Source organism: Gracilibacillus oryzae (assembly GCF_009498735.1).
GTDB lineage: Bacteria > Bacillota > Bacilli > Bacillales > Amphibacillaceae > Gracilibacillus > Gracilibacillus oryzae.
The window spans coordinates 49,764-64,842 of the sequence record NZ_ML762430.1 but is presented as its reverse complement, the minus strand read 5'-3'; the positions used below and the strand labels follow the sequence as shown (position 1 = coordinate 64,842).

At 36.5% G+C, this 15,079-nt stretch carries 20 protein-coding genes and 2 pseudogenes; 1 reads left to right on the top strand and 21 read right to left on the bottom strand.

Features of this window, described 5'->3' with window-relative positions; all coding sequences use genetic code 11:
* Positions 1–14 precede the first annotated feature (14 nt).
* From F9U64_RS10700 to ggt, 20 genes and pseudogenes are all read right to left on the bottom strand, one after another.
* Positions 15–488: pseudogene (locus F9U64_RS10700) on the bottom strand (NUDIX domain-containing protein).
* Between the two features lie 58 nt (positions 489–546).
* Positions 547–1,092, bottom strand: coding sequence for a D-glycero-alpha-D-manno-heptose-1,7-bisphosphate 7-phosphatase (locus F9U64_RS10695; RefSeq protein ID WP_228275678.1), 546 nt, complete (start codon positions 1,090–1,092; stop codon positions 547–549).
* A gap of 72 nt (positions 1,093–1,164) precedes the next feature.
* On the bottom strand, positions 1,165–1,323 hold the full coding sequence (locus tag F9U64_RS10690) for a hypothetical protein (RefSeq protein WP_153403232.1): 159 nt from the start codon (positions 1,321–1,323) through the stop codon (positions 1,165–1,167).
* A 176-nt stretch (positions 1,324–1,499) separates the two neighbouring features.
* Positions 1,500–1,679 (bottom strand): hypothetical protein, encoded by a 180-nt coding sequence (locus F9U64_RS10685; RefSeq protein ID WP_153403230.1) that lies wholly within the window; start codon positions 1,677–1,679, stop codon positions 1,500–1,502.
* A gap of 40 nt (positions 1,680–1,719) precedes the next feature.
* Entirely contained in the window at positions 1,720–2,247 is a 528-nt protein-coding gene (locus F9U64_RS10680) for an RDD family protein (protein WP_153403228.1), read from the bottom strand.
* Positions 2,248–2,322: 75 nt separating this feature from the next.
* On the bottom strand, positions 2,323–2,730 hold the full coding sequence (gene fosM / locus F9U64_RS10675; RefSeq protein ID WP_153403226.1) for a FosM family fosfomycin resistance protein: 408 nt from the start codon (positions 2,728–2,730) through the stop codon (positions 2,323–2,325).
* 34 nt (positions 2,731–2,764) lie between these two features.
* Entirely contained in the window at positions 2,765–2,947 is a 183-nt protein-coding gene (locus F9U64_RS10670; RefSeq protein WP_153403224.1) for a hypothetical protein, read from the bottom strand.
* 124 nt (positions 2,948–3,071) lie between these two features.
* Positions 3,072–4,331, bottom strand: a complete 1,260-nt coding sequence (locus tag F9U64_RS10665) for a serine hydrolase domain-containing protein (RefSeq protein WP_153403222.1) — start codon at positions 4,329–4,331, stop codon at positions 3,072–3,074.
* 6 nt (positions 4,332–4,337) lie between these two features.
* Positions 4,338–4,856: a GNAT family N-acetyltransferase gene (locus F9U64_RS10660; RefSeq protein ID WP_153403221.1), complete on the bottom strand. Its 519-nt coding sequence runs from the start codon at positions 4,854–4,856 to the stop codon at positions 4,338–4,340.
* 37 nt (positions 4,857–4,893) lie between these two features.
* Positions 4,894–5,774 (bottom strand): annotated as a pseudogene (locus F9U64_RS10655) (aminoglycoside 6-adenylyltransferase).
* A 174-nt stretch (positions 5,775–5,948) separates the two neighbouring features.
* Complete coding sequence (locus F9U64_RS10650; RefSeq protein WP_153403219.1) at positions 5,949–6,203, bottom strand: DUF3923 family protein; 255 nt, start codon at positions 6,201–6,203, stop codon at positions 5,949–5,951.
* A gap of 15 nt (positions 6,204–6,218) precedes the next feature.
* Positions 6,219–6,743 carry an SMI1/KNR4 family protein gene (locus F9U64_RS10645; RefSeq protein WP_153403217.1) on the bottom strand — a complete coding sequence of 175 codons (525 nt, stop codon included), beginning with the start codon at positions 6,741–6,743 and terminating at the stop codon, positions 6,219–6,221.
* A gap of 79 nt (positions 6,744–6,822) precedes the next feature.
* On the bottom strand, positions 6,823–7,137 hold the full coding sequence (locus F9U64_RS10640) for a hypothetical protein (RefSeq protein ID WP_153403215.1): 315 nt from the start codon (positions 7,135–7,137) through the stop codon (positions 6,823–6,825).
* Between the two features lie 197 nt (positions 7,138–7,334).
* The gene (locus F9U64_RS10635; RefSeq protein WP_153403213.1) at positions 7,335–7,934 is read right to left on the bottom strand and encodes a class I SAM-dependent DNA methyltransferase; all 600 of its coding nucleotides are present in this window, start codon (positions 7,932–7,934) and stop codon (positions 7,335–7,337) included.
* Positions 7,935–8,025: 91 nt separating this feature from the next.
* The gene (locus F9U64_RS10630; protein ID WP_153403212.1) at positions 8,026–9,129 is read right to left on the bottom strand and encodes a PQQ-dependent sugar dehydrogenase; all 1,104 of its coding nucleotides are present in this window, start codon (positions 9,127–9,129) and stop codon (positions 8,026–8,028) included.
* Positions 9,130–9,670: 541 nt separating this feature from the next.
* Entirely contained in the window at positions 9,671–9,826 is a 156-nt protein-coding gene (locus tag F9U64_RS10625) for a hypothetical protein (protein ID WP_153403210.1), read from the bottom strand.
* A gap of 37 nt (positions 9,827–9,863) precedes the next feature.
* Positions 9,864–10,391 carry a GNAT family N-acetyltransferase gene (locus F9U64_RS10620; protein ID WP_153403208.1) on the bottom strand — a complete coding sequence of 176 codons (528 nt, stop codon included), beginning with the start codon at positions 10,389–10,391 and terminating at the stop codon, positions 9,864–9,866.
* A 194-nt stretch (positions 10,392–10,585) separates the two neighbouring features.
* On the bottom strand, positions 10,586–11,146 hold the full coding sequence (locus F9U64_RS10615) for a GNAT family N-acetyltransferase (RefSeq protein WP_153403206.1): 561 nt from the start codon (positions 11,144–11,146) through the stop codon (positions 10,586–10,588).
* Between the two features lie 53 nt (positions 11,147–11,199).
* Positions 11,200–11,748: a hypothetical protein gene (locus F9U64_RS10610; RefSeq protein WP_153403204.1), complete on the bottom strand. Its 549-nt coding sequence runs from the start codon at positions 11,746–11,748 to the stop codon at positions 11,200–11,202.
* A 160-nt stretch (positions 11,749–11,908) separates the two neighbouring features.
* Positions 11,909–13,624 carry a gamma-glutamyltransferase gene (gene ggt / locus F9U64_RS10605; RefSeq protein WP_153403203.1) on the bottom strand — a complete coding sequence of 572 codons (1,716 nt, stop codon included), beginning with the start codon at positions 13,622–13,624 and terminating at the stop codon, positions 11,909–11,911.
* A 184-nt stretch (positions 13,625–13,808) separates the two neighbouring features.
* Here ggt and F9U64_RS10600 point away from each other — a divergent pair, with 184 nt between their 5' ends.
* On the top strand, positions 13,809–14,756 hold the full coding sequence (locus F9U64_RS10600; RefSeq protein ID WP_153403201.1) for an arsenic resistance protein: 948 nt from the start codon (positions 13,809–13,811) through the stop codon (positions 14,754–14,756).
* A gap of 36 nt (positions 14,757–14,792) precedes the next feature.
* On the opposite strand, the gene F9U64_RS10595 is transcribed toward F9U64_RS10600, so the two are convergent.
* Positions 14,793–14,996, bottom strand: a complete 204-nt coding sequence (locus tag F9U64_RS10595; RefSeq protein WP_153403199.1) for a hypothetical protein — start codon at positions 14,994–14,996, stop codon at positions 14,793–14,795.
* Between the last annotated feature and the right edge of the window lie 83 nt (positions 14,997–15,079).

Below are 15,079 nucleotides of genomic sequence, written 5' to 3'. Positions count from 1 at the left end.
TTTATACCTCCAGCTCATGTGTTTCTAATCGTAACTTTACCTTCTTTGTTTTCGTCTTGATTCCATTCGACTTGAATTTCAAATGTTCCTTCTTGAAAGAATAATGGCAATCTTCTTTTGATGGAATGCTGCATGGGAAGGTTATATGCTTCTTCTATGCTTATCCAATAAGCTTTTCCTTCTGGTGCATCTTTAAGTAACTCCCCTTTAAAATCCTTCGTAATGTAGTTGAAAATCATGAATCTATCATTTACTGCGGGATTAACATATTCATAAAGGCCTTTTTAAATAAGATTACTCACTTCTAAACCTGTTTCTTCTTTTACCTCTCGAATGGCACTATCCACTATACTCTCAGGGAATTCAACTTTTCCACCAGGTGGAATAAACCCTTTAAAATCATCATGTTGTCTGTCAAGCAGTAAGATTTTATCACCATTTTGAATCATACAAACTGTCCACAATTTATAATTAACACATTTCTTCATTTTTTCCTCCTGAATTTTACCGCAACATATTAGCACAAATAGAGTTTGTGAAGTAGATTTACTTTTCCGTATTTACATTCTTCACTATCCATTCCACCGCAGTTAGAACATCATCAGCAACATAGTCAAGTTTTAAATTGTTATGGAAGGACAGCTCATTCAAAGCTCCCAACCCTCTTCCGGTTTTCACTAATATCTTTTTAGCGCCTGCACCTTCAGCTGAAATCATATCGCTTAATCTGTCTCCAATAATATAACACTCATATAAGTTTAAGTTATTATCAACTTTTGCTTTTTCCAATAGATACGTTTGCGGTTTACGGCACTTACAGTTATCTTCTGGTTTATGAGGACAATAATAGATGCCATCTAAAAGAGCATTGTCATTTTCCAATTCTTTCTCCATCTTTTTACAGCCATCAAGAAAGGTTTGTTCAGTAAATTTGCCCTTTCCTATCCAACTCTGGTTAGTGAAAAGAAAAACTTTGAATTTATTTACATTAAGAAGATTGATAGCTTTACCTGCATTCTCATAAAGAGTAAACTCCAGTGGATGAACTCCCCCACCGTCTCCGCCAATTGTTCCATCACGATCTAAAAACACTCCAATCAAAAATGAAGCACCTCGCTTTCAATCAATCACCTTCAAACATCATCTACCTTTCGCACTGAACAATTACTCATACATCAGTGGAGAAGTTCCAGCCAGAATAATAAGCAGGGATATTGATGCTAACATCACATGTTTGATTGACGGCTCCTCATCTTTTATAGAAGTTGAAATAGCATAAACCACTGAAGAAACAAAGACAAATGGCCAAATAACCATGTCCATAAATAAATCATCCCAATAATGTCCAATAAACCCGTGAACACAGCTGCTCTCTCCTCTCCGATAAATAAAAATAGCTCTGAAACTTATTTAATAACGAATAATCTAACGAACCAGAATCCTTATTTAAGCTAAGGATTTTAGACCAACAGTTTTACATTCTTCTTCTAGTCCATTCATCATTCATCATCCAAATCTCTATCGTAAAGGGATGTTCTTTCTTTAATCCCATGTTCCTTTTCAAGATATTGTCCAATTACTGAACTGTTAATACCTCTTCTTACTGCTGTTTCGATAATAATATAAAGAATAAATAAAATTACGATAAAAATGATGATATTTATCATTATATTTTCCATAAGTTAAATCCTCCTATTGCTTCATTGATTTAATGCTGCCTTATATCTCAGATTTGGACTCTTTCACCACATACGTTTTCACCAATATGTCATATAAAGATTGTTTCTTTTTCAGAAAAACAGCTGTCAGGATATATGCAAACAAAAGGGCATAGATAAGCACACCAACCAGATAATAGGCAATAGGCACTTCAGCGTCACCTAAATACATCAGTCGGTAAACAAGGAAATGCGACAACTCCCAAGGTAAGAATTTTATGATTGTGCGTATAATTGCATGCACCACCGATAATGATTCACCATTTTTCTTAACAACGCGTATACCTGCTTTTCTTTTGCCGAAGGACTGCTTCCCTATATTTGAATCGCTGATAATAAAGTAGAGTGATACAGGAAAAGTGACCAATAAGAAACCATAAAATTGGGCTGTGACGAGAGAGCCTGTGAATAATTGCTGCACAGATGGAAAAAGAAAGACACTGAAGATGAAAATGACAATTAAGTACAAGAAAATAAGTATATAATCAATCATAAAAGCTTTTAAACGGAGGGTAAAGGAAGCATACATGACAGAACCCCTTTTCTTTAGGATTAAAACAGAAAAGAAACAATCGATTATAAAGTAAATACTATTGAAATTTCTTTAATCATAAAATTCCATATGTCTTTTTTCCTGCTTATAATAATCCAGTCTCTCCTGTAACGTTCCTGTATGAAACTCAAACTTGTGACCATCAGGATCTGTGAAATAAATCGATTTTCGGTCCCTTCTGTCTCTTGGCCGGCCTTCCAGTATGTTCACATTTAAGTCTACTAATCTCTGATACATAACTTCAAAGTCCGCTTCTTCAATAGAAAAGGCAATATGGGTGTAGGATTGATGAATTTCATTTCGAGGGATATCTTTTTCTAGGTTTAGTGCAAGCCACATACCGTTTAAATCAAAGTAAGCTGTAGTTCTTCCTTTTACTAGTAATGTCGCATCAAAAACTTTTTCATAAAACTCAATGGACTGCTCTAAATTGGATACGGAAAATAAGAAATGGTTCAGTCCTTTACATTATCACCTCCTTGAAATAAATTAGCTATTCTGTGAATGCCAAGAAACTGATAACCATAAAAGTTGACCACAGAACAAAAAATATAGCTGCTGAATGTTTTACAAGCCCATATTGATGGTGATTATCGTCTCCCCTGATTGCTTTTATCAGTTGTAGAACAAATAAATAACCGGAAATAAAAAATAATAAAATATAGATTAACAGCACTTCCATACCTCCTCGTGATGATTTTACCATAAATATCCTTTGGTTTGTGAGGAGATGAGAAAGTGTTTAAATAATAATAATATTTTCCAAAGGGAGTTTATGATTTTATCCTCTTCCCAAAATTTCACTTCTTTACATACCCAAAGAAAGTCTTCTTCCCGTCTTCATTCTCAGAAATATGATACGGATTTACTTGATCAGAATGTCTTCGTACAAATTTTCCTTTATCTATCGGGTAAATCTCAATATGAAGATTGCCTGAAAATCTAGTAAAATAAAGTTTGCCTTTCATCCATTTCACTTGGATCTTGTTTTCCAAATACGTACCGCAAAATGTTTGAAGCTCTCTTTCACTTAGAGGAAATTCCTGATGTTTTTTCGGCATTTCAACATCCTTATAATGTAAAATATCTGAAATGGCATTCCCCAATTTGTATTGATCGATCGCTTCATTATTGGAGAGAATGATAATACAGATGTCCTCCTCATAATAGCTCTGCATATATGTACATATTCCAAGATGATCCCCGCCATGAGAATATCTGTCTGTACCATACATGTGGTGATGTTCCAAACCGTAGCAATAATTGTTTTTGTTTTCGTGAAAAAATCTGGTGTAGGATTTTTGTGAGAGGATTTTTCGATCACGTAAACAGCTGTACCATTTGGATAAGTCCTCACAGTTTGTCACAATGGCTCCTGCACCGATGCTGAATTTCTCGTTGTGATAAGGACTCTTGACAGTATTAGCAAAATCTTTGACATAGTTGTATGCTCTTTTTCTAATAATTCTGCTGCCATCATCCACATCGCTGCTCTTCATTTCCAGAGGCTGAAACAGGTTGCTTCGAAGGTAATTCTCATAATCGTCCCCGGAGACATTTTCTATAACCCATGCCAACAGATTATAGTTTGAGTTATTATAATCAAATTCTTTTCCAGGGCGTTTTGCAGGATGTTTATTGATATAACGATGAAAGAAGTCTTTTTTTGAATAATCCATCCTGTTGTATCCTGAGAAAAAGTCATTTTCAAAATTATAAAAATTGTATAAACCCGATGTATGGGATAATAGATGATGTATTGTGATAGACGCGTGAATTTTCATATCGTCTGGCAAGTATAAATTTGCAGGTTTATCAATGTCCAGCAGTTTTTTATCATAGAGGTGCATAATTGCGAAGGCAGTAAACTGTTTGGACAGGGAGGCGATGGAAAAACGTGAATGCATGGTATTTTTTAACCCAAATTCGATACATGAATAACCATATGCCTTTTCAAACAGAATTTCCTCTTTTTTTCTGACTTGGATGACTCCAGAAAAGTCCCACAATTCCAGATAGTTGTTTATGTATCTTTCTAGTTTCAATCGCATTTCTTGCATCAGTTCTCACTCCTCCCCACTTTTGAAATTAAATACAGGTCCCGTCCACTGTTCGTTTTTCAACACCTCTTCATGGTAAGAAAATCCATTAGTATAATCGCCAATAACCTTCTTCCAAAACTCATAAGCAGGTTTATTTGTTAGTGTCTGTTTTACTTCCCAATCACCTTTAAACTGATCAAATATAGAAAAAGCGACTTGTTTGCCAATTCCTTTTCGCCTAAACTTTCTTAGAATGAAAAAATCACTTATAACATTTGTCTTATTTGTCTTACTTAACTTGGTGAAATCTTTGGGAACATCAAGGATAATTAACACGAATCCGGCAATTTCGCCATCTACTTTAATTATAGCTGGATAGCGGTAATCATCTGTCCATTGATTGTCAAGATATTTATACATATACAGACCGTGTGAATTTAATGCATGTCCGTCAAACTCACTGCTATCATAGCGATACAATTGAATTATATTAGAGAGAACTAACTTGTCATCATAAGAAACTTTGGTTATGGTAATATTCACCTGAACTTTCTCCTCCCAAGCTCAACTAATTATTATTTCAAAAGATTTCCTGTGCATCTGATGGTAAGTTTTTAACATGCTGAAGGTATCTGATCATGTTTTTATCATCATTCATTGGATAGGAAAAATTAAAATGTTCAGCGACATCCTGAGCTAAGATTCTAAACAATTCGCAAGCAATAAAAATTGATTCCCACATATTACTATAATCCGCATCTGCATAGGTTCTTTTATACATCTTCCAGTATGAGTCCGGCAGATAATTCTTAAAGTATTTTCCTAACTTTCCTGTTGAAACTTGAAAATCCTGCTGGATCCCGACCCACCAGGAGATCATTTTATCCAATGCATCTCTTGTTGTATATTCAAACATTAACTTTGCATAAGGCAATTCATCACGCCATATACCTTTTCCTACGTTTTACAGACAACACCAGAAATTGTTTGTGTAACTATCATATTCAACTTTAGAAGGTTTTTGCACATAGTAATCTGTTTCAGTAGGAGGAGGAATTGCTGGTAAAATACCATCCTTATCGAGTAATGGTAGTGTAAGCTTATCTATTTCGTATTCTTCCAGCATGACTTCTTTTGTCTGCAAACGCAGATCGATCCGATTTCCATCTGTAAAAACATTAGAAAACCATAGGACCTATCGGAATTATCACCTGTTTCCCTGCCAAAATTATCTTTATCAGGTTCCTTCATCATGATTAAATCTCCAAATGTGTGAATCCATGATTTATCATTAATAAAAGCTGCTGTTTCTGTGACGACATAAACAATATCATAATCCTGGAACATATCTTTTGGCACATTGGGATTTGTTCGTGAACCATTCATATAGACGGCACGAATATTCTCATTTTTTTGTGCAAAGTCTATGATCAATTCCGTCATTTCCTTTTCATTTCTCATAGCTGCTCACCCCGCAAATAAGATAATCTATCATTTAATAATTTAGCATAAATTACCAAATGGAAGTATAAAAATAGAATATTGTTTGTAAATCATTGTCTTCCATTTCAACTTAAAAAATAAAAGAAGCCATGTTGAACAAAAGATCAATATGACTTCTAAATACTGCTAACTTCACTGTTTTATTGTTGCATATTCACTTTTTTTGTTACTGCCTGTTACGAGATTAGCGATTAGCCATATAATTTGAATCATTATCGGAAAAATTGCTGCTATCAATAAAACAATAAAGGAAGCTAATTTTACTTCTGGTGTCTGAATAACATCAGCTCCGTCAACTTCTCGCATCCAAACGAAAGCTGTACCTGCAGCAAAAAGAACCAGCCAGAAGCCATTAACAACCCACCAGAAGATCCATCGTTTTCTCACACTAAAACTCCTTACTTATTCAAATTCATCCTCATGTACCAACCCTCTGATGAAACTTTCAAAATCCTTCGCTACCCATGTGATCTCATAGTCATTTTCCTGGTCAATTTGCACAACACAAGGCTCACCTTCTGGACCACATTCCCTGTAATCAAGAAAAATCATATTATGTCCTGCTGTAGGTGTATCTGCTATCGCTACCCCGATGTTGGGATATTCCCATTCTTCCAGCCAAAATTCACTTCCAGTATCTCCACCTAACGAATAGCTTTTTTCAAAACCGATTCCGTAAATACCTGTTATCGCAATATGGTCTTCTGCCCAGGTTGTCGGAACAGAGGTAGGATAGCAAGTTTTATGCGGAACTCCTCCATTATGCTGTTTCATTAACCATATGTATGACGATGGCAGCTTATATCCTAATTGGGTTTCTATTTGTTTTATCATTTCATCATCAGGAGGAGCGGAAATGTAATTCTCCTTTGCATATTCATCATCATCCCAAAAATCGGTTAAATCAAAATTCTCGAAATAAGCCATTTATCTGGTTCTCCTTCCATATGTATTTTAAGAAAATCTACAAATCTATCTACGTATTTCTTTTAAAAATGTTTCATTATTATACCTGTTCTCTGCCACGATAGATGATAAAGGATATCGTATTCAATATAAGTGTAATGACAAGAAGAACAGCCGAGACAAATACCACCGCACCTGTTGTATCCATCAACGCTGACCAGTCTTCTATCTTGACCAGATGATGATTGTAAATAATCTGAAATAAAAGCGAGACTGCACACGCAATTAAACTGATAATTGAAAAAGCAATCCAATTTTTATTCTGATGATTTTTATACAAAATCAGATTCATAATAGGAAGTATCCAGGCTGTCAAACCGAGAATCAGGCTTCCTGCATTTAGTAAACCCATCATGAACATCCCTCCTTCAATTTATTGGAACAGATACACTAATCCTGCAATTACTAGAAGAAAATGAACAGCACCTACTAAAGAGAATTCCAAGCCCTAACAATACACCAGCTCATACTGCTTTAACATTTTCTGGTATTAAAAGAAAATTAGAGACAGGAATAACCTATCTCTAATGATGTAAAACTTCACTTCATGTCTCAACCTTTTACGCTGTTGGCAATAAACATGGAAGCATCTTGCTTCATAAAGATCTGTTTGCCATGATGAAATGTTTTTATTTCTGTTGATTGGAAACCAGCTTCAGCTAGGCTCTTTGTCAGTTCTTCTTGAGAAAAGCCGTTGTGAACTTTCGGGTGACTTATTTTATCATTTTTATCAAAATCAATAATGATCAGCTTGCCGCCGTTATTAAGAATACTATACAACATCTGCAAAATTTTATTAGTGTCAGGGATATGAAGAAGGACTAGTGACATGATAATGATGTCTGACTTGATTTCAGGGGCTTCTTGGGTAAAATCTGCATAAAGTACGTCTGCATTGTTAATTTTTTGGCGTGCAATTTTTGCTTTTGCTACCTCAAGCATTTGTTCTGATGAATCGACTAGCAGGAGAGAATCAACTAAATCTGCTAATTCTAAACTGACAAGACCTGTTCCACACCCATAATCTAACAGGGAACATGATTTGCTGTTCTGTAATTTTGTTCTTACTTCGTTAACGATAATTTTCGCTAACTCTTTTCTTTCTTCTGTATCATATCTTTTTGCCAATTGTTCAAAAACGTTCTCTTCCATTGCTCACTCTCCTATCTGTAGTGTAGTCATTATAGCAAATTGGCGAGGGTAAAGCTTACATTCTGCTCTTATACTATTTTAGTCGGCCTCTTCAGTTCATCTCTGATAACTGGATCTGATATAACATATCATCAGCATTTTCCGGATTACCCCGTCCATCCGTATTATTTGTAATCAGGTACAGTTCATTCCCCTCAATCATTACATCACGTATTCTGCCTAGATCTGAAATAATCTGACGCTGCTCTCCTGTTTCCAGGTTGAATTGTAATAAAGCCGATCCTCTTAATGCTGCAACATATAAATTGCCATCATGATAGCTGATTCCTGATGGTGCCCATGTTGTATCTGCCCCTGAAGTAAATAATGGAGAGACCAATTCCTCTTGTTGCTCGACTCCCTCAACAATTGGCCAGCCATAATTCTTTCCGGCCTCTATCAGATTTATCTCATCATTTGCACTATTACCATGCTCACTTGCATATAACGTTCCATCTTCAGACCAAGTTAAACCCTGTGGATTACGGTGCCCTAAACTGTATACATAGGACCCTTCAAAAGGATTATCCTCAGGGATGGAACCATCGAGATTCAGCCGCAATATTTTCCCGCCAAGTGATTCTATTTTCTGGGCAATATTTGGTTCAGATGCATCACCCGCTGTTGCATATAATTTGTTATCAGGACCAATTTTCAACCTGCCACCATGATGATAGGCACCGCTCGGGATTTTATCCAAAAGGACATTTTCCTCAGTCCAAGTATTATCATCTAAACGAAGTGTCACAATTCGGTTAAATTGGCCGGAATCATCTTTATACGTATAATAAGCATATGCTTGATTTGTTTCTGTAAATTCAGGATCCAGTACAAAACCCAGAAGACCCGCTTCTGCAGCGGTTGCAATTTCTTTTTTCAGCTCAACCATTTGCCTCTCTAGCTGTCCATTTTCTATTTCCACGATATTTCCCGGTCTTTCGGTTAGGTAAAACGTATCATCAACTTTTTCGATGGACCATGGAACATTCAAATTCTCTGCAATTACATTCTGTTGATCAGCATTATCTGCCTGACCTTCCTGACTTTGTTCACCTGAGTTGTTCGGCTGTTCCTCAACTGATGGTGATTGTTCCTCTTGAGAGCAGGCTGTAAGCAACAATAATAGCAGTAATGATGTACCTATTAATCTATACATTGGTTCATCTCCCCTTAGCATATTTGTCCACTCTATCATAGCGAGAATAACCTTCCATGGTCAAATTTTGGTCTCATTTTGTGCGTTTAAATATTTTAAATCATTTCATTTGAGAAAACTTGCGTAGATGTACTGGACTATAGCTAAAACTCATTCTACAAAAAGGTTTATTTTTCTAATTAATTTGGTATAATGTACTTAGAAAGTTTATAAAATATAAAAAGACTGAAAGATGCTGTAACATCTTCCAGCCTATGCAATAGATTGCCCATTAAGTGGCAGTCACTAAATGCCTTTTAGTTATGCCACCTTAATTAAGTTTTTAGCTTAATTTGGGTGGTCTTTACTTATTTCCATTTTTCAGAATGATTACGACAAGACTAGCAAAGCTAATCATAATAACCAGACTTTCGAAAACAGTCATAAGCATCACCCCCTTTCTTCCTCGAAGGAGGGAGTGACTACCACCCTGGAACTCTCTATTGCTTACTCTATTATACTATTATTAAACCTGGATTGAAAAATATAGCAAAGTATTTTCTCAATCTTCCTCTTCCACCCCTCTAGCCTGTCCTGGCCGAGGTGAATCAGCGGCTCCGTATAATTTCCCTGTCTCAGGATCAATCAAAATTGCCTGTACATCTCCAATTCGGTCATCTCTAAAAAGCAATCCTTTATTTTTTGGAAATTCTCCCATACCTGTTTCACCATACTCAGCTCCTTCTATTGCAATTCTATTTTCTTAAAATAGAATATACATAAGTATCATGGGATTCACCATTTTGACACATATAATCTCTGAGTATACCTTCTTTCTGAAATCCAGCTTTGGTTAATAGATTATTCGATGCTTGATTGTTGATAAATACAACTGCTCCTATGCGATTAAGTTCTAATGTCTCAAACCCGTATTCAGTTACTCTTAATACCGCTTCCAAAGTATAACCTTTTCTCCAGTGGTCAGGATGTATTTCATAACCTATTTCCGCTCTTTTGTGCTTCGGGGACCAGCCATTAAATCCAATTGTACCTATTAATCCTTTCTCACCTTTTCTTTCCATCCCCCAGCGTATGCCTCGTTTTTCCTTGAAGTTTTTTGCAAAGAAATCAACGAATGACTCTGCTTGTTCAATAGTTTCTAATCTATCCTGACCATAATATCTTATGACACTTTCGTTGGAGAAACAGGAAAATATCCCTTCTGCATCTGATTTGGTAATTTCTCTTAATATTAGTCTATCTGTTTCTAATGTTGTAAACATTCTCATTCTCCTTATTTGCAACATAAATATCCTCTAGCACCATACTACTATTTCTTTAAAATTATACTTTCTGCTGGAATCTTATAAGATTTACTTAATCGAAATCAACAGTTTGCTTCATTAATTTTCCCATTACTTCTTTTTCTTCTATTATGGTAACTTTTCCATAGACATGGACTTTTGTTCCCCACTTCTTAAAGCTGGTTCCATTCTCTTTTTAACAATGAAAAAGAATAATGATCATAATACTTGCCTCTAAACAAATGCTTATCCCGATATATACCTTCGTTCGTGAACCCGATTCTTTCCAACAGTTTAATAGATTTAGTATTTTCTAAAGCAACATATGCATTAATTCTATTCAGTCCCATATTATTAAATCCGCTCTCAATGGCAACTATCAATGCCTCCCTCATATATCCTTGACCCCAATATTCATGCCACAGATCATAGCCTATTTCTGCAATATTATTCGTTCTATCCCAATAATCGTAACCACAAGTACCAATTTGCCTGTAGTGATCATTCTTTGCTGTCAATACCCATCGGTTATAACCTTTTTCTTCCGGATTTGAGTTCCATTCAACAAATTCGATTGCTTCTTTTCGTTCAGTATAAAGCTCTTCATCATAAAGATATTCGCATACTTTTTGATTGCTAAATAACTGGAAAATAAAATCGATATCTTTATTGCTGACATTACGTAAAGTCAGCCGTTCTGTCTCTAAATCAGGAAATCTTTTCTGTTCCTTCATATAAAAACCTCTCCATACATTTATATTTTTGCAGGAAAGCAAGGTATCCCTCCCTAACTCTCGGGTATGTACCTAAATTCTCCTTCACGCAATTGATATCTTTTGATAAGTTTATCAGACAATTCCATGGCTTCCTTCCTAGTTTGGGCAGGTGCTGTTACCATCAACCCTTCACTGCCATTCCACCAGCCATTGTCACCTTCATGTTTTAATTTCATAATCGTCAGCTGACTTAAATCTTTATTCGTATAAATCGTACCATAATTATGTATTTGTGGTGTATAATCACCATTCACTCTAGTCGAATAAAAATAATAGATAGGAGAATAATTACCTAACTCAAAGTTCAGAGTTATTTCTCGCTCATTTTGTGGAACAGGGATTTCCTCTCCTTTAATATCCAACGTTCCGAAGAATCTCCTTTTACCTGTTAACGTATATCTTTGTTCTCCAGTGATTATAATTTCCACCCTCTCTATTTTCTCTTCATTGCCCAACTGATAAGCTAAACCATTAATAGTTCTGTTAATCTTTTTCGGAGTGTAGAACCAAAATGCTACCATTACAATGCATACTAATAGAATTAGTATCATTTTTTTCATCATCATATCTCCCCGGCTATTGGCTTTCCATTAACATAATTATTTTAACATTAAATCCTAATTATTCCATGATGTTTTCAAACAGAAACATTTTAAAATTTCCAGAACACTTTCTGAAACTATGACAAAAAAAGAGGACTATATGCTAGCCCTCACTAGTTTATTTATCCTCTTCCACCCCTCTAGCCTGTCCTGGCCGAGGTGAATCAGCTGCTCCGTAAAATTTTCCTGTCTTTGGATCAATCAGGATAGCCTGTACATCTCCAATTCGGTCATCTGCTGTCTGGGTTTGGAAGCTGCGATCCAGTTCATAACCGAGTTTTTCTAATTTTTCCATTGCGACTTCATTGATTCCATCTTCCCATTCCATTGATACATCCGGGTTATTGAAGATTCTAGTTTCCGCAATGGCTTCTCTTAAGTCCATTTTGAATTCCAGCACATGCAGAAGAACTTGCACAACGGAACCAACAATTGTCGATGCACCTGGTGAGCCTAAGGTGAAGAATGGCTTTCCGTCCTGGAAGACAATGGTCGGCGATTTAGAGCTGACCGCAAATTTGTTGGCATCCAGTTCATTTACTGTCCCAGGCTCTGGGTTAAAATCGGTCAGGTCATTATTCATCATAAATCCATAGCCTTCAACCATAATGCCTGAACCGAAAATCCGCTCAATCGAGGAGGTACATGCCGCAATATTGCCCCAGCGGTCTACTGCTGTAAAGTGAGTGGTATCCATCCCTTTTTTACTGTCATCTCTTTTCGCCATACGATTCGATTTTTCTCCTTGCTGGTACTTCCAAGGGTCTCCGCCTTTTATGTCTTCTTTTCTATGATCAAATGAGAAGATTTTACGTCTTTCCTCTAAATAATCTGGATGAAACAGTCCTTCCATAGGGATATCCACAACATTTGGATCCCCTAGATGGGTCTGCTGATCGGCGAGCACGATACGCATCATTTCTGCAAGGATATGATATTTTTGCCAAGAATATAGGCCGTATTTGGTAATATCTATTGGCTCCAGCAGTTTTAACAGCTGGGAGACGGCAAAGCCGCCGCCATTCGGAGGTCCCGGAAATGCGAGGTCCAGATCTTTGTAGCTGCCCCAGAATGGTTCATCAATCGAAGCCTGATAGTTTTTGAGATCTTCTTTTGTTAAAATTCCGCCCTGTTTCTCTATTGTGGAAACAATCGCATCGGCAATCTCGCCTTCATATACTGTTTGAAAGCCTTGATCACGGATGATTTTTAATGCTTTTGCAAGGTCTTTCTGCTTCAGTTTATCTCCTTCTCTCAGACGTTCTCCGTTTGGCACGAAAAGTTTTCTGGCTTCCTCCCCTAATCTGTCTTCAAATATTTCCAGTGTCCGGTCCCATAACCGATTAAGCTCAAAGTCTTCCTCTGCCAGTTTAATAGCAGGTTCAATCAGCCGTTCCAGTGACAACGTACCATAATGTTTGTGTGCCAGTTCCATTGCCCTCATAATACCAGGTACCCCAACGGATAGCGGGCTTGTCGAACGCTCATCAAATGGCATGATTTCCCCGTTTTCATCATGAAATAAATCCGGCCTAGCTCCTGATGGCGCCTTTGTATGGCCATTGATTACCTTTGTCTCTTTCTTTTCATTATCATAATAAACAATGAACCCGCCAGCTCCGATGCTTGTGTTCATCGCTTCTGTCGGGATTAGAGCAAACTGCATGGCGATTACTGCGTCAATAGCTGTTCCGCCATCTCTTAATACTTGTTCGCCTGCTTCGGCTGCTTCTTTTATCGCACAGGCAACCATTCCATGACTGCCTTCTGTTGTTTCCCAATTGGATGCTTGCTTTTCTGGCTTTTGATTTTTAAAAACTTCTTCTAAATTCATATGTCCACTCCTTCAAGTTACTAACTATTCATTTTTCTGCTTCTTCTTATCACATACCCATTTTTCTCAGCTAATAATACAAGAATTAAGGGGAAGCAGAAAAGGAGTCATCATGCTAAAGGAAAATATTTAAGTTATAATAAGAAGTAAACAGTAATTCGGACATAGAGTGAAGGGGTTTACGATGAAACTTGTGGAGAAGATGCAGACAATTATTATACTTATTTCTGTTGGGATAGGACTATTTCTAGGCCAGTTTCACTGGATGAATCAGAACGCAGATTCTTTTATTCTTCCATTTTTATTGATCATGCTTTATGGGATTTTTTTAACCATTCCATTAAAAAATATCAAAAATGCATTCACAAATATTAGATTTTTCAGTACAAGCACCATCATTAATTTTATCTGGACACCACTCTTAGCTTGGGGATTGGGAGCCATCTTCCTGTCCGACCATCCCGCTTTATGGCTCGGTTTTATTATGCTGCTTGTGACACCATGTACAGACTGGTATTTAGTTTTCACCTCGATTGCCAAAGGGAATTTGCCGCTTGCCACATCTGTCCTTCCTGTCAATTTACTCCTGCAAGTGATGTTATTACCTGTCTATTTATTTATTTTCGCAGGTACAATGGAGACTGTAGGACTGGCTAGCCTTATTGAGAGTGTTGTTATCGTTTTATTTCTTCCATTTTTAATGGCAAGCCTTACACGTTATATATTTAAGAGGAAGCAGAACTTTTTTAAGAAAAAGATAATTCCCTTTTTTGCTTCCTCCCAGATCGTATTCTTATGTTTCGCAATTATTGCTATGTTTGCGTCACAGGGCTCTTATCTTTTTGCGAACCTGGAAGTTATTGTATTCATGCTTGTTCCATTATTGCTGTTTTTTGTCATCAACTTTTTTGTAGCGCAAATTATTGGAAGAGTCTTTAAATTGAAGTGGGAGGATACTGTCAGCTTACATATGACAATAATCGCACGGAATTCTCCAGTTTCTCTGGCGATTGCCGTTACTGCTTTCCCAGATCAGCCATTGATTGCTCTTGCGCTGATTATTGGTCCATTGATCGAGCTGCCAGTCTTGGCTATTGTCGCACAGATTTTGTTGCGGAAAAAAGGAAGTTGAAATAGAGGAAAGGAAGGTTTAAGCAAAATAAATGGATTAATTTCCCTTTTCTCTAAAAAGTGCATAATAATAAAAAATAGCAGGGACAACTAAAGGAATTATTAATATAAAATACCTTAACCCCCCAAATTCAATTACAAATTCATGCAGCAAAATTAATAGTAAAAAAATGGACGAGAAACCAACCCATGCTTTCCAGTATTTTTTGAGGTAATAGTTTTGTTCTTTGTTATCTGACATGAGATACACCACCTTTATTAATCAATTACCAAATAAGGCGATTAATAAACGTCATATAATGGAAAAAGAGCATATCAATTAAA

Bases quoted from the DNA above. Each gene is read 5' to 3' on its own strand.
- F9U64_RS10610 (WP_153403204.1), bottom strand. From the start codon at position 11,748: ATGAAAAAAATGATACTAATTCTATTAGTATGCATTGTAATGGTAGCA.
- F9U64_RS10680 (WP_153403228.1), bottom strand. From the start codon at position 2,247: ATGTATGCTTCCTTTACCCTCCGTTTAAAAGCTTTTATGATTGATTAT.
- F9U64_RS10645 (WP_153403217.1), bottom strand. From the start codon at position 6,743: ATGGCTTATTTCGAGAATTTTGATTTAACCGATTTTTGGGATGATGAT.
- F9U64_RS10635 (WP_153403213.1), bottom strand. From the start codon at position 7,934: ATGGAAGAGAACGTTTTTGAACAATTGGCAAAAAGATATGATACAGAA.
- ggt (WP_153403203.1), bottom strand. From the start codon at position 13,624: ATGAATTTAGAAGAAGTTTTTAAAAATCAAAAGCCAGAAAAGCAAGCA.
- F9U64_RS10640 (WP_153403215.1), bottom strand. From the start codon at position 7,137: ATGATGGGTTTACTAAATGCAGGAAGCCTGATTCTCGGTTTGACAGCC.
- F9U64_RS10595 (WP_153403199.1), bottom strand. From the start codon at position 14,996: ATGTCAGATAACAAAGAACAAAACTATTACCTCAAAAAATACTGGAAA.
- F9U64_RS10630 (WP_153403212.1), bottom strand. From the start codon at position 9,129: ATGTATAGATTAATAGGTACATCATTACTGCTATTATTGTTGCTTACA.
- F9U64_RS10600 (WP_153403201.1), top strand. From the start codon at position 13,809: ATGAAACTTGTGGAGAAGATGCAGACAATTATTATACTTATTTCTGTT.
- F9U64_RS10625 (WP_153403210.1), bottom strand. From the start codon at position 9,826: ATGGGAGAATTTCCAAAAAATAAAGGATTGCTTTTTAGAGATGACCGA.
- F9U64_RS10690 (WP_153403232.1), bottom strand. From the start codon at position 1,323: ATGGACATGGTTATTTGGCCATTTGTCTTTGTTTCTTCAGTGGTTTAT.
- F9U64_RS10685 (WP_153403230.1), bottom strand. From the start codon at position 1,679: ATGGAAAATATAATGATAAATATCATCATTTTTATCGTAATTTTATTT.
- F9U64_RS10620 (WP_153403208.1), bottom strand. From the start codon at position 10,391: ATGTTTACAACATTAGAAACAGATAGACTAATATTAAGAGAAATTACC.
- F9U64_RS10665 (WP_153403222.1), bottom strand. From the start codon at position 4,331: ATGCAAGAAATGCGATTGAAACTAGAAAGATACATAAACAACTATCTG.
- F9U64_RS10615 (WP_153403206.1), bottom strand. From the start codon at position 11,146: ATGAAGGAACAGAAAAGATTTCCTGATTTAGAGACAGAACGGCTGACT.